The sequence below is a fragment of the Nocardia amamiensis genome, from assembly GCF_015477605.1.
Classification (GTDB): domain Bacteria; phylum Actinomycetota; class Actinomycetes; order Mycobacteriales; family Mycobacteriaceae; genus Nocardia; species Nocardia amamiensis_A.
Map to the genome: position 1 here is coordinate 20,668 of NZ_JADLQX010000038.1, position 23,454 is coordinate 44,121.

The window sequence follows — 23,454 nt, forward strand, 5'->3', positions numbered from 1 at the left end:
CCCGTCCGGGTCTCGCGGGAATATCACCGAGCCGCGAATGAATTTCGAAACACCACGGTGTCGTCGGGCCAGCGGATCCGGAGAGTCATGTTTCTGCACGCACTCGAATGCGCAAAGCCGGACACTCGCATTTCGCGATAACGAAACGATAACCGGAAATATGTATCCGTCAGGGACTTGCCCGCCTGCCGTCATTACAGCGGACATGTCGCGGCGGCCGGTCGCAACCGGCCGCCGATGGCGTCAGATCAGGCTTTGGCCTGGGTTGAGGAGCGAGCCGGGTTGGCCTGGGCGGCGGCCTTGGGGTCGCGCTCGTTCCGCTTCGCCCGCACGCCCGCCTCGACGCGATCACCGAGATCCTTGTCGACGTTGCGCCAGTACTCGAATGCCCGGTCCAGCACCGGCGCGGTGACGCCGTTGAGCAGGTGTCCGACGATGTTGTTCACCAGCCGCTGACGTGCCGCATCGTCGAGCACTTCGCGGACCATGGTGCCCGCCTGGCCCCAGTCGTCGTCGTCCTTGCGCAAGGTGTAGGCCTCGCGCACCATCTCGCCGTCGGTGTACCAGGTGGGAATCGGCCCCGCGACCGCGGGATCGGCGTGCGGACCGCCCTTGGAGTTCGGCACGTACACCGGGTCGCCCGGATTGTGATGGCGCATCGCGCCGTCCTTGCTGTACGAACGCACCGTGGTGGCATGGGCCGTATTGACCGGCAACTCTTTGTAATTGGCGCCGATGCGGTAACGGTGGGCGTCGGGGTAGGAGAACCACCTCGCCAGCAGCATCTTGTCGGGGCTCGGGCCGGTACCCGGCACCGAACTGCTCGGCTCGAACGCCGCCTGCTCGATCTCGGTGTGGTAGTCAGCCGGGTTACGGTCGAGCGTCATCCTGCCGACCTCGATCAATGGATAGTCGCCGTGCGGCCACACCTTGGTCAGGTCGAAGGGGTTGAAGCGGTAGGTCTTGGCCTCCTCGAACGGCATGATCTGCATCTTCAGCGTCCAGCTCGGGTAGTTGCCGCCCTCGATCGCCTCCCAGAGATCGCGGAGATGGTAATCGGTGTCCATCGAGGCCATCTGGTCGGCTTCGTCCTGGGTGAAGAATTCGATGCCCTGATCGGTCTTGAAGTGGTACTTGACCCAGAACCGCTGCCCGGAGGCGTTGAACCACAGGTACGTGTGACTGGAATAGCCGTTCATGTGCCGCCAGGTGCGCGGAACACCGCGGTCGCCCATCAGCCAGGTCACCTGGTGGGCGGATTCCGGTGACAGGGTCCAGAAGTCCCACTGCATGTCGTGGTCACGCAGATTGTTGTCGGCTCGGCGCTTCTGGGAGCGGATGAAATCTTGGAACTTCATCGGGTCGCGGACGAAGAAGATCGGCGTGTTGTTGCCGACCATGTCGAAGTTGCCCTGCTCGGTGTAGAACTTCAGCGCAAACCCACGCGGATCCCGCCAGGTGTCGGGGCTGCCGCGCTCGCCTGCGACCGTGGAGAAGCGGGCCAGCATCGGCGTCTTCTTGCCGGGTTGGAACAGGTCGGCCATCGTGTAGGCGCTCACGTCGTTGGTGACCTCGAAGGTGCCGAAAGCCCCGCCGCCCTTGGCATGAGGCTGACGCTCGGGCACCCGCTCCCGGTTGAATGCCGCCATCTTCTCGATCAGGTAGGCGTCGTTCAGCAGGATGGGGCCATCGGGACCGATCGTCAGCGAATGCTCGTCGCTCGGAACCGGGATACCGGCGTCATCGGTGGTGTAGTTCGGAATAGACATCTCTCTCCTCTTCTACGAACCGCGGGCGGGAGCCCGACGGCGAACCGTCAGGACGAAGGGCACCGAGGACCGGATCCCGACCCGATACGTCGGGGTGGCACGAAGCGGAGACAGCGTGATCGCTCGACTTCCCAGGTGCCCACTCCCCAAACTACGCCGACCGGGGCTTACGCCGAGAGATCCACCCGAATCGCCGCATGTCGGCCGCAGGTTCCTACGGTTGAGCCAACGGCGAAACGACGTGCGATGCGGGCTGACCGGGATTCCGGCTCTGGTTGGGTAAATTGCCCCGCGATGTCCAGCATCCATTCGACGTCCGATACGACCGCGGTGACCGACCCCGCGGCACTTGCCGTCTCGATGGTCGGGTGCCGGTATCGGTCCTGCGACTACTACGAGGTCGGACGCGAGAAGATTCGCGAATACGCCCGTGCGGTGCGCAATAACCACCCGGCCCACTGGTCGGAGGACGCGGCCGCCGCCCTCGGCTACGACAGCCTGCTCGCGCCGCCGACCTTCGGCGCGGTCCCCGGCTATCTGGCCTATGCCGAAGTGCTCGACACGATCCTCCCTGGTTACGACCTGAGCCGGATGATCCATACCGATCAGATGGTCGAACTGCACCGCCCGCTCTTGGCCGGCGACCGGATCGGCTTCGAGGTCTGCCTCGACTCGTTCCGGCACGCCTTCGGCGGCGACCTCATGGTGCTGCGCCAGACGATCCTGGACCAGGAGGATCGGCCCGTCGTCACCTCGCGCACCAGCATGGTCGGGCGCGCCGACGGCACGCTGCCGGATTCGCTCGACGCGGTCGTGATGCACGGCGCACGACCAGAGGCACGCAGGGCGCACCGGCCCGCGGACCCGCGGTATGTCGGTCCGGTCACCGAGCCCCTGCGCGAAGCGCGGACCGTCCCGGCGAGCGAGCACGCGCGGCGCTTCGACACCGTGGTTTCCGGGGAAGAGCTTCCGCCGCGCATGCTCACCATCAGCCGCGGCGACCTGGTCAACTACGCCGGCGTCGCGGGTGACCCGAACCCGATCCACTGGAGCGACGAGATCGCCGCGCGAATGGGGCAGGAAACCATTGTCGCCCAAGGCATGTTGACCATCGGCCTGAGCGTGGACTTGATCACCACATGGCTGGGCGACCCCGGCGCCCTGCGCGCCTACAACGTGCGACTGACCAGCCCGGTCCATGTCGGCGCCACAGGCGGCCGGATCCAGTTCCGGGGCCGGGTCAAGCACCTGGACGCGGGCGCTCGAACCGCCACGGTGGCGATCACCGCCGAGCACGACGGGCACAAGATCTTCGGCCGCGCGACGGCCGAGGTCGCCCTCGCGTGATCGCACGTCTCGTCCGCCCCCACCGGAATCCGTGTGTTTGGTCCGGAGAAGCCGGGGCACGTTGGAGACGGAGCGCGGTCGCCCCTCGATCGGCGGACGCGTAACCGGTACCCGATGAGCGGGCAGCAGGCCCGCTCGCACCCGAAAGGACCTATCTGTCGTGGTTGTGCTTCTTGCTGTGATCGGCTCGGCTTCCCTGGCCGTCATCGCGGTCCATGCCACGGTCGTCGCACGCAGCTTGGCCGAACTCCGCTCCCCGCGCCGTAACAGCGCGCAGGTGCGCGGCGAACAGGACGCCCGGCTCACGCGCACATCGGTCTGATTCCCGGCTCGCCGATCTTGCCCTTCGATGCCAGGGGCCGGGCATCGTCGTGCCGGCGCTGCTACAGACCTACTTCTGGTCCGGCTGACGTTTCTGCGCGTCACGAAGGCGGACGTTGTCGGCCTGCAGCCGGTCATTGTCGGCGTGCAGGTCGGCGTTCGCGTCCTCCAGGTCGAGGATGCGCCGGATGCCGACCAGGTTCACGCCCGTGGCGACCAGGTCGGTGATCCGCCGCAGGCGGGCCAGATCATTACCGCTGTAGCGGCGCGTGCCGCCGTCACTCCGCGCGGGCGTCAGCAAGCCATGGCGCTCGTACAGGCGCAGCGTCTGCACTCCGATGCCCGCCAGCCCAGCGGCCACCGAGATCCCGTACACCGCTTGACCGGGATCCGGCAGATGCCCCGAGTCGCCCCGCTCCTGCGCCATCCATCCTCACTTCTGTTGCGAACTAGATTTCCTAGTTTAGTGCCTTGAACTCAACTCAACCCAGTGCTATAAAAAATCTATGCCAGATGGCAGAGGTTATCTGGCCCCTACTACGGAGAATGGAGTGAGTTGGAGGTGGCGACCATGCTGATGCGTACCGATCCCTTCCGCGATCTGGACCGTTTGACGCAGCAGGTGTTCGGCACGAAGGCGCATCCCGCGGTGATGCCGATGGACGCCTGGCGCGCGGGCGAGGAGTTCGTGGTCGAGTTCGACCTGCCCGGTATCGACCCGGATTCCCTGGACCTGGACATCGAACGCAACGTGGTGACGGTGCGAGCGCGCCGCCCCGAACTCGACACCGGCCGGGAGATGATCGCCGCCGAGCGTTCCCGCGGTGTGTTCAGCCGGCAGCTGTTCCTCGGCGAGAATCTGGACACCGACAACATCCGGGCCGACTACACCGATGGCGTCCTCCGTCTGACGATTCCGGTCGCGGAGAAGGCCAAGCCACGCAAGATCGAGATCGCTCGTGGCGACGGGCACAAGGCGATCCACGCCTGACCGCGCCGGGATCTGCGCGCCGAGCGCGAAGGTGAGGTGATGCCGAATTCGGTGATGGGAACAAATTTGCGACCAGTGTCGCGTCACCCTTCGTGCGGGTCCGGAGAACCGGGCCCGCACGCGGCACACGAAAGGCGTTACAGCACAGGGCTATCCTTGCGCACGGAACACCTGATGGAGCATCCGATCATGGCACCGACCCACCCACGCGACACCCTGCCACGGCCGACCGAATCCGAGCCGGCGCGCCCGGCCGAAGCGCCGGTCGTCTGGCCGGATCCCAGCCCCCTCGATGCCTGGTGGCAGCGGGTCATGCACTCCGACCGGCCCCACCGCAGTGTCGCGTGACCGCGGCCAGGACCACTCGCGTGACCGACCGGCACACCTATCCCAGCACCTCGGCCGAACTCTGGCGCCGCGGCACGGTCGTGTGGTTCAACGTCGAGAAGGGCTTCGGATTCCTCCAGCCCGCGGACGACCCGACGCCGGTTTTCGTCGAGTACACCAGCATCGAGACCACGGGCTACAAATCGCTCAGCGCGGGTCAGCCGGTCATCTTCACCGCCACCATGCGCAAGCGCGGCCCGGAAGCGACCGCGGTGCGGCCACTGCTTCCCGACACCGCGGACGTCCGGCCGACCGGGGACGCCTGATCTATCGGCCAGATCGCCGGTCCCATGCGTGCACGGGACCGGCGGTCTCGGTGGCGCGAGACGATCATGCACTCTCTCGACACCTGGAGCTATCGCCCGGCAAGCAGGACAATGGGAGAACAAGCGGCGGTGGATCAGGGGGTGCTGCGGGCACGCCGTCGTCACAGAAGCTCCCAAGCTGCGGCCTGGACCCTTGTCCGAGCAGGAGGCGACAAATGTCGATAGCCACCGCACCCATGCCCGTCGAGCGATACGCATTCTCCTCGACCGACTCCGCCGAGATCACCGACTACATCGACCGCATGTACGCCGGCAACCGCACCCGGTTCCTCGAGGTCTCACCGGATGCCACATTCACCGTCACGGGCGTCTCAACCGACACGATGGCCACGGACCGGGTCCGTGGCGCGATCGGTTACGCCACCGACTCCGAACCCTTCGACTACCTGGTGTTCGAACATCTGATCGCGGGCCGGTACCTGCTGCGCGGCGGTGAGGAACTGCTGATGCGCCCCGGCGACGTCGCGGTGGTCCCGATGGGGGTCGGGCTGTCGTTCGAAGTACACGATCTCGACATGTCCCTGCTCCGGCTGCCGATGGACCGTGTCACCGCGATGGCGGAGGAGCAGGTCGGCACGCCCGCCGGAGGCGTGCGGTTCCAATCCACGCAGCCGGTCTCGTACGCGAGGGGACGGTACTGGCGTGATCTGGTCGCCGCGGTGCACCGCGAACTCATGGATCCCGAATCGCCGATGGGAAATCCCTTGGTCGCCGAGCAGGCGACCGCCGGGATTGCCGCTGCCGCGCTGACCACCTTCCCGAACACGGCGATGACGGTCGACTACGTACGCGAGCCCGGCCACCTCACGCCGATGGCCTTGCGTCGCGCGACCGACTACATCAACGCCAATGCCGATCAGCCCCTGACCCTGACCGACATCGCCGAGGCCGCCGGTGTCACCGCGCGTGCCCTCCAGCACCATTTCCGCCGGCATTACGACACCACGCCACTGGGCTACCTCCGCCGGGTGCGCCTCGAGCGCGCGCACGAGGATCTGTCCGCTGCCGAGCCCGGAGACGGGCGGACCGTGGCCGCCATCGCCGAACGGTGGGGCTTCGCCCACCCGGCCCGCTTCGCCGCCGCCTACACCGCCCGCTACGGTCAGCCGCCCAGCTACACCTTGCACTCCTGACTGCCCAGCGGACACCTTCGAGATCGCCAGGCCTCAGGTCACCGCGGGGTATGGCGCGGAGGGGTTCGTGCACATCTCGACCCGCGCCACCGGAATCGCGTGGCCGCTGTTTCGGCACGGCGATAGCGGTCATGCTGCACGCGCGGAGTGAATCGTGCCTCCGTGGCCACGCTGACATACGACGTGGTCGAACCCCGGGAAGGGAGGACACATGGCCTTGCGAGACGTGATCGCCCAGCTCCACCAGGACATCACCACCGCCGAGGACGCCGGCGACGAAGCGACCGCAGCGCGGCTGCGCGCGGAGATGGCCGAAGCCATTGAAGCCGCTCGGCGCGGCGACAAGGACGAGGAATAGCGCGCGCCGCGCCGCCCCGGTTTCCGGCGGGTTTGCCAGGGCAACCAGTCAGCATGGAATCCGACAAGGCGACCCGCGAGACACCTGCTTCCGAGCCCGCGTCAACCAGCGCTTCTTCGTCCGCTGTGGTCCGCGAGGACGATCTGCGCCGATTGCTGACCATGAGCGAGCCGAGCGCCCGGCTCGTCCTAGAAGAGGGACGCGTCCGGATCGAGCAGGGTTCCGAGGCCGAGCCGCTCGGCATGCTCATCGTGACCCGCGCCGATCTCGCCGACCGTCTCGGACACGATCCCACCACCACCGCGCTGACCGAGCAGGCCACCGAACTGAACAATGAAATCCGCCTCCGCGGCGCCTGAAGCAGACGTCATCGGCGCACGCCGGGGGCGGGCGGACTCATCCCGGTCAGCCGCGTGACCATTCGTGCCCCCAGTAACTGTCTGCGGTGATCTCCTCGGCGCTGTAGGTGGATTCGTCGACGAGTACGCCTTCGGTGCCGTATTCGAGATCCCAGCCGCCGGGAGTACGGACGTAGAAGGAGATCATCTTGTCATTGGTGTGCCGGCCCAGCGTCGACGACAGCGGGTAGCCCGCTCGCATGACGCGGTCGAGGGCCCGGCCCACCGCGTCGAGCTGGTCGACCTCGACCATGATGTGCACCAGTCCCGGGCCGTCGGGGCGGGTGCCCGGGATCAGCGCGAGGCTGTGGTGGCGCTGGTTGACGCCCAGGAATCGAACCCGAACGGGCCCCACGCCGGGCGGAGTGGGCACCCGGAACGAACCACGCGGCAGGAAGCCGAGCACGTCGCAATAGAAGCGGTTCGCCTCCTCGAGGTCTGGCACCGGGAGAACGACATGGCCCAGACCCAGCCCCTCGGTGACGAAACGATTCCCGTGGGCGGTGACGACCGGGCTGTGGTCGAGCACCGGGCCGTGGAAGACCTCGACGGCGAACCCGGCGGGATCGGTGAAGGTGAAGGCTTCCTCCACGCGCAGCGCCTCTACTTGCTCCCGCGTGAGCGGCGTGACGGCGACGCCCGCCTGCTCCAGCGTTTCGCGCACCCGGGCGAGCGCGCGATAGTCCCGCACTTCCCAGCCGACGGCCAGCACGCGATCCTGGTCGGCGGGGACGAGTTCGAAGCGGTAGGCGTGCTCATCCATGCGCAGGTACACGCTGTGCGGATTCGGTCCCGTGGCTTGCGCGAAGCCCATCACATCGAAAGCGAAGGCGCGCCAGGCCGCCACATCGGCGATGGCGACTCGGACGTAGCCGAGCGAGGCGATGTCAGCCATGTGTTCGTCGTACTCCTCAGGAATAGGTGACTTGCACCGTGTCGGTGACCGGGACCGCCTGGCAGGCCAGCACGTAACCCTCGGCCAGATCGGCGTCGTCGAGAACTTCGTTGTGCCGCATCTCGACCTGTCCCGAGACGATCCGGCAGGTGCAGGCGCTGCACGCGCCCTCGCGACACGAGTAAGGCGCCGCCAGGCCGTTGGCCAGCAGGACGTCGAGCAGGACTCGCTGCCGAGGCCACGGGAATTCGTATGTCTGCCCGTCCAGTTCGACTTCGACCGCGGCGCTCTCGCCGGAATCGGTGCGCTCCGGCGCGGCGGTCTCGAACGGGTTGCCGCTCAGCGACACGAATTTCTCGACGTGCACACGCTTGCGGTCGGCGCCCAGCCCGATCAGCGCGTCGGAGGCGGCGTCCATGAAGGGCCCCGGGCCGCAGATGAACGCCTCGCGATCACACCACGGCCTGGCCAGGGCCGCCAGATGCGCGCGGGTGGGCAGTCCCTGCACGGTCTCCAGCCAGTGCACCACGAGCAAACGGTCCGGATGCCGGGCGGACAGATCGGCGAGCTCGGCGGCGAAGATGACCGACTGCTCGTCGCGGTTGGCGTAGATCAGCGTGCAGTGCCCGGAACCAGCCGACAGCACCGATTTCAGAATCGACAGCACCGGGGTGATTCCGCTGCCCGCGGCGACCAACAGCACGTCGTCGTCGAGCGATGCGGGAGTGAAGACCCCGGCCGGCGGTAGAGCGTCGATGGCCATGCCCGCGATGGCGTTGTCGCACAACCAGTTCGATCCATAACCGCCGGGCGTCCGCTTGACCGTGACCTTCAGCGGCACATTCTCGTGCGGCGCGCTGGAAAGGGAGTAACAGCGGCTCACCGAACCGGTCAGGTCGCTCGGTATCCGGAGGGTCAGGAACTGGCCCGGGCGGTACTCGACGGCCTTCGCCTGCTCCGAGGCGGGAGCCAGCTCCAGCGACACCGCGTCGCGGGTTTCCCGGATCACGTGCGCAACGCGGAGAGTGAGGATTCCGCCTGGTCGGCTCTCCGTGGTGTTCACGGCACATCCCCGTCACGCGTGCTGACCCCGAGAGCGCCGACCGCGACGGCGGCATCGATGCTGTCGCGCAGAGCGATACAGGTCCGCACCCGGGCACCGTCCGCCCCGGCCAACTCGGCGCACGCCGCCATCGCGACGGCGCTCCATTGCACACTGGTGTGCTCCACGCTGAACTTCTCGACCAGCACGCAGGTGCCGCAGGCCCGGCACGCAATCCGTTCCATGGCCATCCACTCAGGATCCGGCGGCGGCGCGCTGCTCGGCCAGATTGTGAGCGACCTCCGCCTCCCACGCCGTGACCGCTCGGGTGGTGTCGACCTCGAACTCGAACCGGTCGGTCATCTTCGGGTCGATATCGGCCACGTCGGTGTAGAACTGCTCGTACCAGCGGCGGAGCTGGTAGACGGGACCGTCCTCCTCGCACAGCAGCGGATTGTCGATGCGGGTCTTGCGCTTCCAGATCGCGGCGTCCTGTTCGAAGCCGCGGCCGAGACCACTGGCGAATTTCGCCGCGATCTCCTCGGCCTGCTCCGGTGGCAGGCCGAGGGGCTTCCGCACGATCGCGCCGTACTGCAGCACGAATTTCGTCGGCGATACCGGATAGTGGCAGTTGATCAGAATGCCCTCGACCGTCAAACCCGCACTCTCGCTGCGCAGCTGGTCGATCATGTAGGAGGGGCCGTAGTACGAGGCATCCGAGTGCAGCACGTTCTTGCCGCCCAAAGCCTTCGCCGTCTCCCCCATCATGTCCTCGCGCGACACCGACGTCATGTACTGGCTGGCGACGTGGCCCTCGAAGACGTTCTTGAAGTAGGTGGGGAAGCCGAAGTGCACGTAGAAGAAATGGGCCATGTCCACCACGTTGTCGATCACCTCGCGGCAGTTGGCGCCGTCGATCACCATGGTGTTCCAGGTCCAGTCGGTCCACTCGTCGCTGAAGACGCCGTCGATGCGCGGGATGGTGACCTGCTCCGGCGGCGGGTTGCCTTCCGGGTCGTTCCACACGAACAGTTGCTTGTTCTGCTCCAGCGTCGCCCAGGACCGGGTGCGCGCCCGCGGCGGCACCCGGCGACCGTAAGGGATGCCGGTGCAACGGCCGTTGCCGCCCCAGCGCCAGTCGTGGAACGGGCAGGCGATCGAGTCCCCTTTGATCCGGCCGTCACCCAGGTTCCCGCCCATGTGCCTGCAGTAGGCGTCCAGCACGTTCAGTTGTCCGGAGGCGTCGGCGAAGACCACCAGTTCGGTGCCGAAGATCGCCACGGTGTGCGGTTTCCCGTCCCGGAAGTCCTCCGCGCGACCCAGGCAGTGCCAGCCGCGCGCGTACCGCGCGGGCGGAGCGCCCGCGTCGATCACTCGAACCTCGGTGTCGGTAGTCATCGGTTCCTCCACGATTCGCCCACGTTTGTCCTCTCGATAGTTCGGTTGCCGATCCCGGCGCGGAAATGCGCAGTCCCACTGGCCGGGAGGCGCTTCAGGCTTCGTCGAACCGCCCGAACGCGGAGCGGTAGAACAGCAGCGGCCCGGCCTCGCGGTGTTCCGACAGTGCGGTGACCCGCGCGATCACGATGGTGTGGTCACCGCCGTCGACCTCCTGCTCGAGTTCGCCGTCCAGCCACGCCATGGTTCCCGCCAGCCGCGGCGATCCGTTCGGTGACGGCACCCAGTCGACCCCGGCGAACTTGTCCGCGCCGCTGCGCGCCAGCTGCCGGCAGATGTCTTGCTGGTCGTGGGCCAGGATGTTGACGCAGAACCGGCCCACCGCGCGTATGCGCGGCCACGACGTAGACGTGCGGGCGGGGCAGAAGCACACCGCGGGCGGCTCCAGCGACAGCGCGGAGAACGATTGGCAGGTGAATCCGATCGGCCCGTCCGCGGACCGCGCCGTGATCACCGTGACTCCGGTGCAGAAGCGGCCCAGTACGGCCTTGAAGTCGCGTACATCCAGCGGGGATCCGTCCATCGCAAGCACCGGTTCCATCGGGCCTCCTATTTCGATCAGGTATATACCTGATCGCTATGACAGCAGGCACCTGCCGAAGGGCGTCAAGATCGGGGTCCGGTCAACGGGATGGAGATCGGTAGAAGCTACGTAGTTCTCCCGATTCATCCCGGTCGCGCACCCGTCAGTGTGAAAGGAGACACAAACGGCCGAGCACGTCATGCCTGGTCGACGTAGACCGAATGTGACCGACGGAGGTTCAGATGACCGTCACCCTGCTGCCCGACGCGCAGGCGCGCACCAGCCGGGTCCCCCACCACGCCCGCCCCCGAGCCGCCGGAGCCGGCGCCGCCGAGGTGCCGGTGTCGATGATCGAACGGATGACCCTGATCCTGGACGCGTTCGATGCCGCCACCCCGACACTGACCCTGCTCGGCCTGGTGGAGCGCACCGGCCTGCCACGGTCGACAGTCCACCGGATTCTCGACCAGATGATCCGGCTGCGCTGGCTGGCCCACACGTCCGGCGGTTACCGGCTCGGCATGCGTACCCTCGAACTGGGCGGGCTCACCGCGGACCACAACGAGATCCGCGACGCCGTGAGCCCGCTGCTGCACGAGTTGTGCCAGCGCACCGGCATGGTCGGGCATCTGGCGGTGCTCGACGGTCATGAGGTCGTGTACTTGGACAAGGCCGGTGGCCGCCTGGCCGCGATGCTGCCGACCCGGCTCGGCGGCCGCATGCCCGCGCACTGCACCGCGCTCGGGAAGGCGATGCTGGCCTGCCTGGAGCCGAGTATCGCCGAAGCGGCGTTCCGTTCCCGGCTGCCGCGACTGACCGCGCACACCATCACCGAGCCCGAGGCACTGCATCGCACCTTGGCCCAGATCCGGCTGCGCCAAGGCGTGGCGCTGGACCGTCAGGAATCGCTGGACGGAATCGGCTGTGTCGCAGCGCCGTTGCGCGTCCGTGGCACCGCGCCTGCGGCACTGTCGCTGTCCGGGCGCGTCGACGCGATGAGCTTCGACAAGCTGGCGCGGGTGCTGCTCGAAATCTCCCATGAGGCCGGTCGGGCGCTCGTCCCACGCCGCGCCCGCTGGCGATAGTTCGAGGCGGAATATGCCCGGGCGGTACAGTCCGACGATGACCGATGGCGTGACACCCGCGGTGCCCGATCTGCCGACCACCGCGTGGGCCGTGCTCGGAATGCTCTCGCACGCCGACGAACTCTCCGGCTACGACCTGAAGAAATGGGCCGACTGGAGTCTGCAGTTCTTCTACTGGAGCCCGTCGTTCAGCCAGATCTACGCCGAACTCAAACGTCTGGAGAAGCACGGCTACGCCACCTCCCGGACAGTCACGCAGGAGGACGGCGTCCGCGGCAAGCGGATGTACGCCATCACGCCGGAAGGCCGTGCCGCCGCTGCGGCCTGGGTCAACCACGCCCCGGTCGAGGCGCCGGTGCTCAAGCACAGCGTGATGCTGCGGGCCTGGCTCGGCAATCTCGCCGAGCCCGACCGGCTCCGTGAGATCCTCACCGAGCACATCGGCTACGCCGAGCAGATGCGCAAGCGCGCCGAGGCGGACGCCCAGGGCGCCGGGGCCAATCCGGACTGGGCCTATCCGGAACTCGTGCTGCGCTGGTGCGTACGGCACTACGAGGCCGAGCGCGATTTCGCCCGGGACTTGCTCGCCGACATCGATCGCCTCACTGAGTGAGACCCCGCCTGGCTGTTCCCGCACCAACATATTTCGATTAGGCATATGAAGGTGGCGGACAATGACCGGTGAACTGGACACGGTGCCTGCCGCGGTGGCGGCGATCGCGAGCGGCGGCATGGCGCTCGTCGTGGACGACGAGGACCGCGAGAACGAAGGCGACCTGGTGCTGGCCGCGGAGAAAGCGACCCCGGCGAACATCGGGTTCCTGGTGCGGCACACCAGCGGCGTTTTGTGCGTGCCCATGGCCGGTGCCGACCTGGACCGGCTCGACCTACCGCCGATGACAGCCGTCAACCAGGATCCGAAGGGCACCGCGTACACGGTCTCGGTGGACGCCGCGGTGGGCATAGACACCGGCATATCGGCCGCCGACCGCGCCCACACCATGCGCCTGCTCGCCGATCCCGGCACCACACCGCAGGACCTCACCCGTCCCGGCCACGTGTTCCCGCTGCGGGCACACCCGTTCGGCGTATTGGGGCGGCAGGGGCATACCGAGGCCGCGGTCGACCTGGCGCGGCTGGCGGGCCTGCGCCCGGCCGGAGTCATCGCCGAAGTGGTGCGCGACGACGGGTCGATGGCCCGGCTGCCCGAACTGCTGACCATGGCCCGGGCGCACGGGATTCCGATAATCTCCATCGCCGACCTGATCGACTATCGCCAGCGGCTCGAGTCGAGTGTTCTCCGTGTCGTCGAAACCCGGCTGCCCACTCGCTTCGGTGAATTCCGGCTCATCGGCTACCGGGACGCGGCCGGCAACGCCGAACATCTCGCGCTGGTTCTCGGTACGCCCGGAGCCCGGAATGTACTCACCCGGGTGCACTCGGAGTGCCTCACCGGCGACGCGTTCGGTTCGCTGCGCTGCGATTGCGGCGAGCAACTGGACGCCGCCCTGCAGGTCGTGGCCGCCGAGGGCCGCGGCGTCGTGGTGTACCTGCGCGGACAGGAAGGACGCGGCGTCGGACTGCTGAACAAGTTGCGCGCTTACGAGCTGCAGGATGCGGGCGCCGACACGGTCGACGCGAACCTCCGGCTCGGGTTGCCCGTCGACGCTCGCCGCTACGGCGCGGCCGCGCGGATTCTGACCGACCTGGGCGTGCGGTCGGTCCGGCTGCTGAGCAACAATCCGGCCAAGCAGGCCGGGCTGACCGAGTGCGGCATCGCCGTCGAACGGCGAATCCCTTTGCAGGCCATGCCCACCGAGCACAACGTGCGCTATCTGCGTGCCAAGCGTGACCGCATGCGCCACCAGCTGACCGAGGTCGACGCCGCGGTCGCCATCCGATGAGAACTGGCGGTTCCGGAGCCGAATTTGTCCAGAATGCTCTTCCGCACGACGCCCGGTACCTAGGGTTGACATCCATGGCGCGGCGTCCAATCGGCAATCTCCCTGCCGAGGTCACCAGCTTCGTCGGGCGCCGGGAAGAACTCGCCGCCGCGAAGCGGCTGCTGCCGACGACACGGGTGCTGACCCTGCTCGGTCCGGGTGGCGTCGGCAAGACACGGTTGTCCCGCCAGATCGGCGCCGCGGTCGCGCGCGCGTTCCCGGACGGCGTGTGGCTGGTGGAGTTGGCCGACGTCCACGACCCCGATCTGGTCACGGTGACCGTCGCGGAAGTGCTGGCGTTGCGTGACGACACGGCCGACCCACTACCCCGGCTGACCGAGTTCCTCGCCGACAAGCGGCTGCTGTTGATCTTGGACAACTGCGAGCACCTGGTCGAGGCCTGCGCGGAGCTGGTCGACCGGATCGTGGCGGGCACCCCTGGCGTGCGGGTGCTGGCGACCAGCCGGGAGGTGCTGGGGGTGCAGGGCGAGCAGGTCATGCCGGTCGCGCCGCTGCCGCTACCGGACGACGCCTCCGCGGACAGCGATGCCATGCGGCTGCTCGCCGAGCGGGCCGGGGCCGCCAACCCCGGCTTTGCGGCGACTGCCGCCAATCGCGGTGCGCTGGCGGCGATCTGCCGCAGGCTCGACGGCATTCCGCTCGCGCTGGAACTGGCCGCGCTGCGGTTTCGCATGTTCACGCCGGAACAGATCCTTACTCGGCTCGACGACACCATGGGTCTGCTGAGTGCCGGACCACGCCTCGCGCCGCAGCGGCAGCAGACCATCGAAGGCGCGATCCGCTGGAGCTACGATCTGTGCACCCCGGCCGAGCAGCGGTTGTGGGAGCAGCTGTCGGTCTTCGCAGGCGGCTTCGATTACGAGGCAGCCGAGGCCGTGTGCGTGGTCGACTCCGGCAGGCGGACGCTCGTCGACGCGCTGACCGGCCTGGTCGACAAATCGGTGCTGAGCCTGCGCTACGAGGGCGACGCGGGCCGCTATTCGATGCTGGAGCCGATCCGGCAGTTCGCCTGCGATCGGCTGGCCGAGCGGGGCGACGAGCCCGCGGTGCGGGCGCGCCACCACGACCACTACCGGCGGCTGGCGCTGCGTGGACGGACGGCGTACGGGAGTTCCGACGACGTCGCCTGGTTCGGTGAACTCGACCGCGAGCACGCGAATCTGCGCGCCGCCCTGCAGTTCGCCCTCACCAGCACACCGCAGTCGGCTATGGAGATGGCCACGGTGCTGCGGCCGTTCTGGGAACACAACCGATTCCTGACCGAGGGATATCGCTGGCTGACCGATGCCCTGGCGAAGTCGAACGAACCGACGGAGCTTCGTGCGCGTGCGCTGTCCTCGGCGGCCTCGCTCGCGGCGCTGCTGTCGGATCGTGGATCCGCTCGCCAGTTGGTGGACGAATGCGTCACCCTGGCACGCAAACTCAATGCCCCGGACATCATCGCGGAGGCGATGCTGGACTCGGCGCTGCTGGCCTTCAACGACGACGACACCGCCCGTGCCCTCGAATCGGCCGAGACCGCAGTGCACCTGGCAGCGGAGTGCGGGCACCACACCATCGAGATGGACAGCCTCGCCTTCGCGTTCGTGTGCGCGCTGGTGCTCGGCGACGCGCGCTCGACCGTCTTCGCCGAGCGGCTGGTGCACGTGACCGCCGAACGGCGACCGCATCTGCTCGGCGGGCTGGCGCAGTGGTCGATGGGCCTGGATCACTGGCGTCGTGGCGATCAGAAAGCCGCTACCGACTATCTCGCCCGGTCGGTCGAAATGTTCAGCCTGTTCGACCGATGCGTCTGGCTGGCCTCGGCGTTCGAGGGACTGGCGTGGACGGCGGTCGCGTGCGGCGACTTCGAACGGGCCGCGCGCCTGCTCGGCGCCGCGGAGATTCTCGCGCGTAGCACGGTACGCCTGGCACACGCCATCACCGGCGTGCTGGGTGACAAGATGCGCAACCAGGTGCGGGAAGCGCTGGGCGAGAAGGCATTCCAGCAGATATTCGACAGCGGCGCGGCGCTGCCGCTGGACGAGGCGATCGACTACGCGCTGGGTCGCACACCCGCTGCGGCGCAACCGGTGCGGCCGCCCGCCGCGGAGCCCGAGGCGGCGGCGGACGTCCTTACTCGCCGGGAGAAGGACGTCGCCCGGCTGGTGGCGGCCGGCCACAGCAACAAACGCATCGCCGCCGACCTGGTCATCTCGGTGCGCACCGCCGAAACCCATGTCGAGCACATTCTCACCAAGCTGGGCTTCACCTCCCGGACCCAGATCGCGGGGTGGGTCCGGGATCACGGTGTCTGACCGGTGGCCGCGTTCAGAGCCCGGCGGTGAGGAAGTCGACGACGGCGCGTTCGAACGCCGACTTGCGCTCGATCTGCACCCAATGTCCGCACCGGGCGAAGATGCGCAGGTCAGCGCCCGGAATCTGCCGTGACGGCAACAGCGACGCCTCGACCGGTGTCACCCGATCGTCGCGGCCCCACAGGATCTGCGTCTCCTGGCGCAGGCCGCGCAGCCGGGCCCACAACGGAACCGGTTCGGCGAGAGCGGGATCGGCGAAGGTCGCGTAGGCGTCGCGCAGCGCGGCGATGGCGGCCGGGTCCGAGGCGGCGATCAGCCGGGCCTCGATCAGCTCCTCGGTCAGGGTCGCCGGATCCGACACCATGGTGCGCAGCCAGGACAGCAGGCGCTCCCTGGTGGGATCGGCGCTGAACTCCAGCAGCCGCGTGATCCCGTCGGACGGTTCCGGCCCCAGCACATTCACCCCGACGCCGCCGGGCGCCATCAGCACCAGCCGATCGACCCGGTCCGGATGTTCCAGGGCCAGCAGCGTCGCGACCGCGCCGCCCATCGAATTGCCCAGCAGGTGCACGCGTTCCAGGCCGAGGTCATCGACCAAACCCAGCACCGCCTCGGCTGAGATGCGCAGGTAGTTGCGTTCGTACACCTCCGGACGGCCGCTGCCGCCGAAGCCCGGCTGATCCACGATCAGGCAGCGGAAACGCTCCGCGAGCGCCGGCAGATTCGCGCCGAAGTTGGCCCAGCCCGAGACGCCGGGCCCGGATCCGTGCAGCAGCACCAGCGGTGCGCCCGACCCCGCCTCGTGGTATCGCACTGTCAGCCCAGCCGTAGTGCTCCAGCGTGTGGTGTTCTCCGCGGTGAGCGTCATCAGATCATCCGATCCGTGACCGGCAGCCCGAATGCGTCCCGGCCGTAGAGCACGAGCGCGCGTTCGACGTCGTTGATGACGTGCACGCTGCCCGCGTGCGCGTCGCGCCAATGCCGTTCGATCGGATTGGGTTTGCGGATCGAATGGCCACCGGAGTTGTCGAAGAGCAGGTCGATGGCCTCGATGGCGCGTTCGGTGCCGCGCACCTGGTCGCGGCGGCTGCGCACCCGCAGTTCGAAGGGGATCTCCTCGCCCGCTTCGGCATAGCGCAACTGCTCGCCGATATTGCGCTCCATCTGCAGGATGGCCGCGTCGATCTCGGAGGCGGCGCGGGCGACCCGGACGTGCGCGAACGGATCTTCGGCCGCTTTCTGCCCGCCATAGGAGATCCGCACCCGTTCCCGCATGCGCTCGATGTGCGCTTCGTAGGCACCCTGGGCGGCGCCGATGATCGGTGCGGTAATGGTGTTGGAGAACACCGCGCCGAACGAGATCCGGTACAGCGGTGCGGTATTGACCTCCTGACCGGGCCCGCGCAATTCCGCTTGCGCACTGGCGCTGTAGGTCCGGTAGGCGGGTACGAACGCGTTCTCGATCACGATGTCGTTGCTGCCGGTGCCGGACAGACCCGACACGTGCCACACGTCCTCGATACGGTAGTCGGTGCGCGGCACCAGAACGGTCAGATACTCCGCTTCTCCTTCGTCGTTCGCCACGACCGCGCCGAGGAAGGCCCAGCGGGCATGATCACATCCGGACGAGAAGCTCCAGCGACCGCTGATCTCGAACCCGCCCTCGACGGGCACGAGTTTGCCGGTCGGCGCGTACGACGACGAGACCAGGGTGTCCGGATCGGCGCTCCACACGTCCTCCTGCGCTCGCAGCGGGAACAGTGCAAGCTGCCACGGATGCGCGCCCAGCACCGACGACACCCAGGCGGTGGACGGGCATGCGGTGGCGATGGCGCGGATCACCGCGTAGAACGCGGCCGGCGAGGATTCGTCGCCGCCGAAGCGGGACGGCTGCAGCATGCGGAACACACCGGCCTCGACCAGCTCCCGGATGCTCTGCTCGGGCACGCTGCGCCGCAGGTCGGTGTCGGCGGCTCGGTCCCGGATGGCGGGCAGCAGATCCCGTACCCGATCGAGCACCTTGTTGGTCATACCGGTAGTCCTCCTCGTAGTGCTTGCGTTTCGACGCTAGGTCGCTGCGCCGCCGTCGGATCCGATTCATCCCGATGATCGGAACCCACCGTGGAGCTCAGGTGTCACGGGCGGCGGCGATACCCGCGCGGCGGCCGAAGAAGGTGCCGTCGCCGAGCGAGGTGCCGCTGATATAGCCCTCGCCGTGCAGGTTGCTCGCGGCGCGGCCCGCGGCGAACAGTCCGGGGATCGCGGCGCCATCGATATCGAGCACCGCACCGTCGAGGGTGGTGTGCAGCCCGCCGAGAGTGAAGACGGAGGCGCCGGTACCGCGGCGATCGCCGGACTCCGACGGCGGCCGCACCCCCGCCCGCACATCGATCGCGGCGAGCGGTGGTGTGAGCGGCCGCACCCAGCGCGCCGCTTTCGCGAACTCGGGGTCCACGCCGTCGGAAGCGGAGGCGTTGTATCGGCGGACGGTATCGGCCAGCGCGGCCGCCGGGACGCCCATGAGCTCGGCGAGTTCCTCGACGGTCTCGGCCACGTGCGTGGGCCGCACACCCCACCGCTGCTGTTGCGGCACCTCGTCGTAGGCGCGTTCGTCCAGCACGACCCAGGTGTCCATGCCCGGCCCGAACAGCGCAGCCTGACCGATTCGACCAGGGTAGGTGTCCTCGTTGACGAACCGCTGCCCACGCCCGTTCACCACTATGCCGCGTGCGGCGAGGCCGGGGACGAGCGAGATGCCCACCTGCCCCGTGGCCATGTGCCGCACGGCCGCGCCGATCGCCTGCGCCATCCGGATGCCGCTGCCGTCGTCGGTGCCCGCGCTGACTTTGGTGTGCCCCAGCAGTTTCGGCGCGTGCGCGGCCAGCATGGCGTCGTTGTCGACGAATCCACCGGTCGTCAGCACGACGCCGCGGCGGGCCCGCACGGCCAGCTCGGTGCCGTACCGCCGAGCCATCGCGCCGACGACCGCGCCGTCGTCCGCGACGATCAGGCAGGTCGCGCGAGTGTCGAAAAGCGCCGTCGCACCGGCGGATCGAGCGGCCTCGGCAAGGCAGTCCATGAGGAGCTTGCCGCCGAAGTCGTGGGCGGCCGGGCGATGTCCGCGGGGCGCGGGCGCGGCGAGTTCGGAGAACGGCCAGCTGTTCTCCCCGAGCCACATGAGACCGTCATCGGTGGGCGGCACCCAGGCAGGCGCATCCCATAACGTGGGCTTGAACGGAACGCCGCGGGCGGCGAGCCAGTGGAAATGCGCGACGCTGTCCGCGCTGTAGCGAGTGATCTTGTCCGGGTCGGCGCCCGGGCCGAGCGCGGCCGACAGAAACGCGGCCATGGCCGCCGGGTCGTCGTCGAATCCGCATGCCTGCTGGATCGGTGTGCCGCCGCCGAGATAGATCTCGCCGCCCGACAGGGCCGACGCACCGCCGGGACCACCCATCCGATCCAGCACCAGCACCTGCGCGCCCGCCCGCGCCGCCTCGAACGCCGCCGCGGCCCCGGCGCATCCGTAGCCGACCACCAGCACATCGGTCTCGATGTCGTAGGCGCGCACCTCGGCGGCATCCCGGGGCGCGACCGAAATACGACCACTCATGGCAACGACCTTCCCCGGCGTCCGGAGGTTTCCGGTCGCCTGTCTTGATGAGCGACCCCCCGGTCCCGTTCATCGGGACTGCGGGCCGTCGGGGGGTCGCGGGCTGGCGATGGTTGTGAACGGCGTCACGTCTGCGTGGACGCCAGCGAGGAGGAAGAATTGATGCGGGTCCTGGTCACCGGAATTTCCGATCCGACCGGTCGCGCGGTGGCGCGCATGTTGCTGGCCGCCGGCTACGACGTGGTCGGGCTGGACCGCGAGCGGCACCGGTACGTGGACCCCCGGGTCCAGGTGATCACCGGTGATCCGGCCGATCCACCGATCTGCGCCCAGGCCGTCGCCGGTTGCGCGACGGTGGTGCACCTGGGCGGTTCGCTCGCCGCGATCGCGGTGGCGGCCCGGGATGCCGGAGCGCGGCTCGTGGTTCCCGTGGTCGCGAGCCGGGATTCGGCCGCCGCGGATGTCGTGCGATCCAGCGGCGCGAAGGCCCTGATCGTGCGCACCGCTCCGGTCGCGGGCAGGCGCGTCGAGCCGGACAGTTGGCGAATCCTGGCACCGCTGCTGGGTTCCCGCCGGTCGGGCGGGTTCCAGGTGCTGCACACTGACGACTTCGAACGATTCCTGGTGGTTGCCGCGGTGTCGCCGCGTACCGGCGTTGTCGAACTGGCCGCGCCCGGCACGGTTTCCGGCGAGGACGCGCGCCGCATCGCCGAGGCGGCGGGCAGGCGAACGGCCGGCTGGGTGTCGCGTGTCCGGCCGGTACCGCTGGTGGATGCGACGGCGGCGCACGACGAGTGGGGATTCCGCTGCGGTTGGACCGCCTCCGAAGTAGCTGCCGATATCGTCCGGGGACTGGTGGGCCGCAGGTTCGACGGCGACGACTTCGCCGCCCAGCCCGGCGCGATCCCGTTGCCTGGCTACGTGATACCCGCTCGGGCGAGCACGTCCGACGGCCATTCCCTTGTGTCGGTGGCGCCGGAAGGACTCGAAGGCGAATTCGATGATCGCGTCGACCCGGCCTACCCGGTACACACCGCGACGAATACCTCCGAGGCGCTGCCCGGACCCCTGACGCCGCTGACCGTCGATCTGCAGGCGGGCGCGATCCGCCTGGCGAACGCGGCGATGGGCCGGATGATCGCGCTGGACGGAATAGCGCTGGAGCACTGGACCAGTCGCGTCACCACCGTGCTCGGGCATCACATCTACATCAACGCGTCCATCGGCGTCCTGGCCGCGGAGAACATGCCCGGATGGGACGAGCAGAGCATCCGCCGCGACGTGTACGGCAACATCCCGGCCGAGATCTCGCTGACCCCGCATGGCAAGCCGCCCACCCCGACCGGTTTCGCCAGTACCCGCGCCACCTGGCGCGCGGCGGGCCGGGTATTGCGCACGGCGCTGAGGTATCGCGAGACCACCGAAGGGATCAACGCCGCCGCGCATCAGGAATCCCTGGGCGCAGCGGTGATACGCGAGCTCACCGACGAGCAGTTGCACGCCAGAGCGCTGCTGTGGCGCGACCGGCTGAATCAGTCCTGGGCGGCCGCGTCCATCGGCGTCATGATGACCGGCGCGGCGACGGCCATCCACTCCCGCGGCAAGGATTCCGCGGCCGTGCCGATCGATCTGGAGCGGCTGGAGTCGGCCCGGACCATGCTCGCCGTGGAGCGGCTCGCCGAATTGTGCCGCGGCGACACCGCGCTGCACGGCGCGGCGCACGGGGGCGATGTCGCGGCGGCTCGAGTGATCTCCTCGCCCTTCGCCGCCGCGCTGGACGAGGAGCTGCGGAAGATCGGGCATCGCGGACCGGGCGAATGCGAGCTGATCAACCCGACTTTCGCCGACCGGCCCGAACTGCTGGTGATCGCCGCCGCGCGAGCCGCCGAGCTGCCCGCGCCCAAGCGGGAGCCGGTCGACCCGGCGCCGAGCCGCACCGCGCGGATGGCGGCGGGAGCGACGATGGCGCGCGAACGCGTCCGCGACGCCGTCGTCCGGTACACCCATTGCCTGCGCCTGGCCGTGCGCGAACGCGCGGAACGGCTGATCCGGGCGGGGTGGCTCCAGGCACCGGAGGACGCCTGCTTCTTGACGCTCGACGAAATCCTGTGGGCTCCTGCCGATATGGCCGAGCGCGTGGCACGACGGCGGGCCGAGCTGGCCCGGCTGCGGGGCGTGCGGATGCCGGATGTGATCGCGGGTGAGTGGGAACCGCTGCCCGACGCGGGTGCACTGGCACCGGGCGACAGCCTGACCGGCATCGGGGTGTGCCCCGGCGTGGTGGAAGGCACCGTGAAGCGAGTGCTGTCCCTCGACGACGACATCGAGCCGGGCGACATCCTCGTGGCTTCGGTCACCGACACCGGGCACACCGCGATGTTCGCCTACGCCGCCGCGGTGGTCACCGACATCGGCGGCTCGGCTTCGCACGCGGCCATCGTGGCCCGGGAATTCGGCATCCCCTGCGTCGTCGACACCAAGACCGCCAGCACCAGCCTGGCCGACGGGCAGCGGGTGCGCGTGGACGGGTCGGCCGGCACGGTCACGCTGCTCGCCGACGCCTGAGTTCGGGCCGGGATCAGCCGGCCCATCTGCCGGTTCGGCGTCGCCGGGCCGCGACCCAATGGAAGGAATGATCCAGTGACGATTTCGCGTGCTGTTCGCGGTGCGGTGGCCGGTGTCGCCGCCGCATTGATCGCCGTGTTCCCGTCCACCACCACGGCATTCGCGGGCCCTGGGCTCGTCCATACCGTGCACAACCGTTCCATGGAGCTATCGGCGGCGCCGAATGCCCGGGATATCGGCGACTATCCCACCCAAGGCAACGGCAAGCTGCGCACGGGCGTCGTCTTTCGCACCGAGGCCATGGACAAGATCACCGCCGCCGACCAGCAGAAGCTGGTGACGCTGGGCATCACCAAGGTGATCGACTTCCGCAGCCCGACCGAATCACAAGCCAACCCGGACAAGCTCCCGGCCTCGATTCCCGTGCAGGCGCGTCCGGTGTACGACCCGGCCAACGACTTCTACGTCATGGTGGGCAAGGCAGTGCAGGGCGGGCCCGCCGTGCAGCAGCAGATGTTCGGTGACGGCAAGGCCGCCGAGATCATGCGCGCCTACTACCGCTGGTTCGTCACCGACGCCACGGCTCGCGCACAGTTCGGCGCCGCCATCCGGGATGTCGCGAACGCCACCGGACCGGTGCTGTACCACTGCACGGCGGGCAAAGACCGCACCGGCTGGATGACCGCGATCCTGATGACCGCGCTCGGCGTGCCGAAGGGGCAGGTGTACAAGGACTATCTGGAATCGAACGACAACCTGGCCGCGGGCAACAAGGCGCTGATGGATGGCCTGGTGGCCAGAGGGCTGGTCACCGATCCCGCCCTGTTCGATCCGATCCTCGGCGTGCGCAGCGACTTCCTCGACGCTGCCTTCGACCAGGCCGGCGCGTCATTCGGGTCGTTCGACCGGTTCGTCTCCGACGGACTCGGTGTCGACGGTGCGACCCTGGACGCGCTGAAATCCAAGCTGCTGCCACGGTAGTCGC

At 68.6% G+C, this 23,454-nt stretch carries 24 protein-coding genes; 14 read left to right on the forward strand and 10 right to left on the reverse strand.

Features of this window, described 5'->3' with window-relative positions; translation table 11 throughout:
• Positions 1 to 248: 248 nt before the first annotated feature.
• Complete coding sequence (locus tag IU459_RS32125; RefSeq protein WP_195133343.1) at positions 249 to 1,769, reverse strand: catalase; 1,521 nt, start codon at positions 1,767 to 1,769, stop codon at positions 249 to 251.
• 294 nt (positions 1,770 to 2,063) lie between these two features.
• On the opposite strand from IU459_RS32125, the gene IU459_RS32130 reads away from it, so the two are divergent.
• Together IU459_RS32130 and IU459_RS32135 are read left to right on the forward strand one after the other, a co-directional pair.
• Positions 2,064 to 3,116, forward strand: coding sequence for a fused (3R)-hydroxyacyl-ACP dehydratase subunits HadA/HadB (locus IU459_RS32130; RefSeq protein ID WP_195133344.1), 1,053 nt, complete (start codon positions 2,064 to 2,066; stop codon positions 3,114 to 3,116).
• A gap of 160 nt (positions 3,117 to 3,276) precedes the next feature.
• Positions 3,277 to 3,438 carry a hypothetical protein gene (locus IU459_RS32135; protein ID WP_195133345.1) on the forward strand — a complete coding sequence of 54 codons (162 nt, stop codon included), beginning with the start codon at positions 3,277 to 3,279 and terminating at the stop codon, positions 3,436 to 3,438.
• 69 nt (positions 3,439 to 3,507) lie between these two features.
• Here IU459_RS32135 and IU459_RS32140 read toward each other — a convergent pair whose 3' ends face one another.
• The gene (locus IU459_RS32140) at positions 3,508 to 3,864 is read right to left on the reverse strand and encodes a MerR family transcriptional regulator (RefSeq protein WP_195133346.1); all 357 of its coding nucleotides are present in this window, start codon (positions 3,862 to 3,864) and stop codon (positions 3,508 to 3,510) included.
• Between the two features lie 144 nt (positions 3,865 to 4,008).
• On the opposite strand from IU459_RS32140, the gene IU459_RS32145 reads away from it, so the two are divergent.
• The 6 genes from IU459_RS32145 to IU459_RS32170 all read left to right on the forward strand — a co-directional run bounded on the left by IU459_RS32145 (position 4,009) and on the right by IU459_RS32170 (position 6,991).
• Complete coding sequence (locus tag IU459_RS32145; RefSeq protein ID WP_195133347.1) at positions 4,009 to 4,428, forward strand: Hsp20/alpha crystallin family protein; 420 nt, start codon at positions 4,009 to 4,011, stop codon at positions 4,426 to 4,428.
• Between the two features lie 189 nt (positions 4,429 to 4,617).
• Complete coding sequence (locus IU459_RS32150) at positions 4,618 to 4,776, forward strand: hypothetical protein (protein WP_195133348.1); 159 nt, start codon at positions 4,618 to 4,620, stop codon at positions 4,774 to 4,776.
• A 20-nt stretch (positions 4,777 to 4,796) separates the two neighbouring features.
• Positions 4,797 to 5,081, forward strand: a complete 285-nt coding sequence (locus IU459_RS32155) for a cold-shock protein (RefSeq protein ID WP_195133349.1) — start codon at positions 4,797 to 4,799, stop codon at positions 5,079 to 5,081.
• 215 nt (positions 5,082 to 5,296) lie between these two features.
• Entirely contained in the window at positions 5,297 to 6,274 is a 978-nt protein-coding gene (locus IU459_RS32160) for an AraC family transcriptional regulator (protein ID WP_228838826.1), read from the forward strand.
• Positions 6,275 to 6,485: 211 nt separating this feature from the next.
• Complete coding sequence (locus IU459_RS32165) at positions 6,486 to 6,632, forward strand: hypothetical protein (RefSeq protein WP_195133350.1); 147 nt, start codon at positions 6,486 to 6,488, stop codon at positions 6,630 to 6,632.
• A gap of 53 nt (positions 6,633 to 6,685) precedes the next feature.
• Positions 6,686 to 6,991: a hypothetical protein gene (locus IU459_RS32170; protein WP_195133351.1), complete on the forward strand. Its 306-nt coding sequence runs from the start codon at positions 6,686 to 6,688 to the stop codon at positions 6,989 to 6,991.
• 46 nt (positions 6,992 to 7,037) lie between these two features.
• Here IU459_RS32170 and IU459_RS32175 read toward each other — a convergent pair whose 3' ends face one another.
• The 5 genes from IU459_RS32175 to IU459_RS32195 all read right to left on the reverse strand — a co-directional run bounded on the left by IU459_RS32175 (position 7,038) and on the right by IU459_RS32195 (position 10,966).
• Positions 7,038 to 7,925, reverse strand: a complete 888-nt coding sequence (locus tag IU459_RS32175) for a VOC family protein (RefSeq protein ID WP_195133352.1) — start codon at positions 7,923 to 7,925, stop codon at positions 7,038 to 7,040.
• A 16-nt stretch (positions 7,926 to 7,941) separates the two neighbouring features.
• Positions 7,942 to 8,988: a 2Fe-2S iron-sulfur cluster-binding protein gene (locus IU459_RS32180; protein ID WP_195133353.1), complete on the reverse strand. Its 1,047-nt coding sequence runs from the start codon at positions 8,986 to 8,988 to the stop codon at positions 7,942 to 7,944.
• Positions 8,985 to 9,218 carry a hypothetical protein gene (locus IU459_RS32185; protein ID WP_324199112.1) on the reverse strand — a complete coding sequence of 78 codons (234 nt, stop codon included), beginning with the start codon at positions 9,216 to 9,218 and terminating at the stop codon, positions 8,985 to 8,987. Before IU459_RS32185 ends, IU459_RS32180 begins: the two co-directional genes overlap by 4 nt.
• Before the next feature lie 4 nt (positions 9,219 to 9,222).
• A complete protein-coding gene (locus IU459_RS32190; RefSeq protein WP_195133354.1) occupies positions 9,223 to 10,365 on the reverse strand; it encodes a Rieske 2Fe-2S domain-containing protein in 1,143 nt (380 codons plus the stop codon).
• Positions 10,366 to 10,459: 94 nt separating this feature from the next.
• Positions 10,460 to 10,966, reverse strand: a complete 507-nt coding sequence (locus tag IU459_RS32195) for a flavin reductase family protein (RefSeq protein ID WP_228838827.1) — start codon at positions 10,964 to 10,966, stop codon at positions 10,460 to 10,462.
• Between the two features lie 224 nt (positions 10,967 to 11,190).
• Between IU459_RS32195 and IU459_RS32200 the strand changes: the two genes are divergently transcribed.
• The 4 genes from IU459_RS32200 to IU459_RS39850 all read left to right on the forward strand — a co-directional run bounded on the left by IU459_RS32200 (position 11,191) and on the right by IU459_RS39850 (position 16,294).
• Positions 11,191 to 12,033 carry an IclR family transcriptional regulator gene (locus IU459_RS32200; RefSeq protein WP_195133355.1) on the forward strand — a complete coding sequence of 281 codons (843 nt, stop codon included), beginning with the start codon at positions 11,191 to 11,193 and terminating at the stop codon, positions 12,031 to 12,033.
• A 37-nt stretch (positions 12,034 to 12,070) separates the two neighbouring features.
• The gene (locus IU459_RS32205) at positions 12,071 to 12,646 is read left to right on the forward strand and encodes a PadR family transcriptional regulator (protein WP_195133356.1); all 576 of its coding nucleotides are present in this window, start codon (positions 12,071 to 12,073) and stop codon (positions 12,644 to 12,646) included.
• A gap of 61 nt (positions 12,647 to 12,707) precedes the next feature.
• A complete protein-coding gene (locus IU459_RS32210) occupies positions 12,708 to 13,937 on the forward strand; it encodes a bifunctional 3,4-dihydroxy-2-butanone-4-phosphate synthase/GTP cyclohydrolase II (protein ID WP_195133357.1) in 1,230 nt (409 codons plus the stop codon).
• A 74-nt stretch (positions 13,938 to 14,011) separates the two neighbouring features.
• Entirely contained in the window at positions 14,012 to 16,294 is a 2,283-nt protein-coding gene (locus tag IU459_RS39850; protein ID WP_195133358.1) for an ATP-binding protein, read from the forward strand.
• 13 nt (positions 16,295 to 16,307) lie between these two features.
• Here the strand turns inward: IU459_RS39850 and IU459_RS32220 are convergent, their stop codons facing one another.
• The 3 genes from IU459_RS32220 to IU459_RS32230 form a co-directional block, all read right to left on the reverse strand.
• On the reverse strand, positions 16,308 to 17,162 hold the full coding sequence (locus IU459_RS32220; protein WP_195133359.1) for an alpha/beta fold hydrolase: 855 nt from the start codon (positions 17,160 to 17,162) through the stop codon (positions 16,308 to 16,310).
• On the reverse strand, positions 17,162 to 18,325 hold the full coding sequence (gene hsaA, locus IU459_RS32225; RefSeq protein ID WP_195133360.1) for a 3-hydroxy-9,10-secoandrosta-1,3,5(10)-triene-9,17-dione monooxygenase oxygenase subunit: 1,164 nt from the start codon (positions 18,323 to 18,325) through the stop codon (positions 17,162 to 17,164). The genes IU459_RS32220 and hsaA overlap by 1 nt, the downstream gene beginning before the upstream one ends.
• Before the next feature lie 97 nt (positions 18,326 to 18,422).
• Positions 18,423 to 19,904: an FAD-dependent oxidoreductase gene (locus IU459_RS32230; protein ID WP_195133361.1), complete on the reverse strand. Its 1,482-nt coding sequence runs from the start codon at positions 19,902 to 19,904 to the stop codon at positions 18,423 to 18,425.
• A gap of 162 nt (positions 19,905 to 20,066) precedes the next feature.
• Here IU459_RS32230 and IU459_RS32235 point away from each other — a divergent pair, with 162 nt between their 5' ends.
• Complete coding sequence (locus IU459_RS32235; RefSeq protein ID WP_228838828.1) at positions 20,067 to 22,469, forward strand: PEP-utilizing enzyme; 2,403 nt, start codon at positions 20,067 to 20,069, stop codon at positions 22,467 to 22,469.
• Between the two features lie 75 nt (positions 22,470 to 22,544).
• On the forward strand, positions 22,545 to 23,450 hold the full coding sequence (locus IU459_RS32240; protein WP_195133363.1) for a tyrosine-protein phosphatase: 906 nt from the start codon (positions 22,545 to 22,547) through the stop codon (positions 23,448 to 23,450).
• The last annotated feature ends 4 nt before the right edge of the window (positions 23,451 to 23,454 follow it).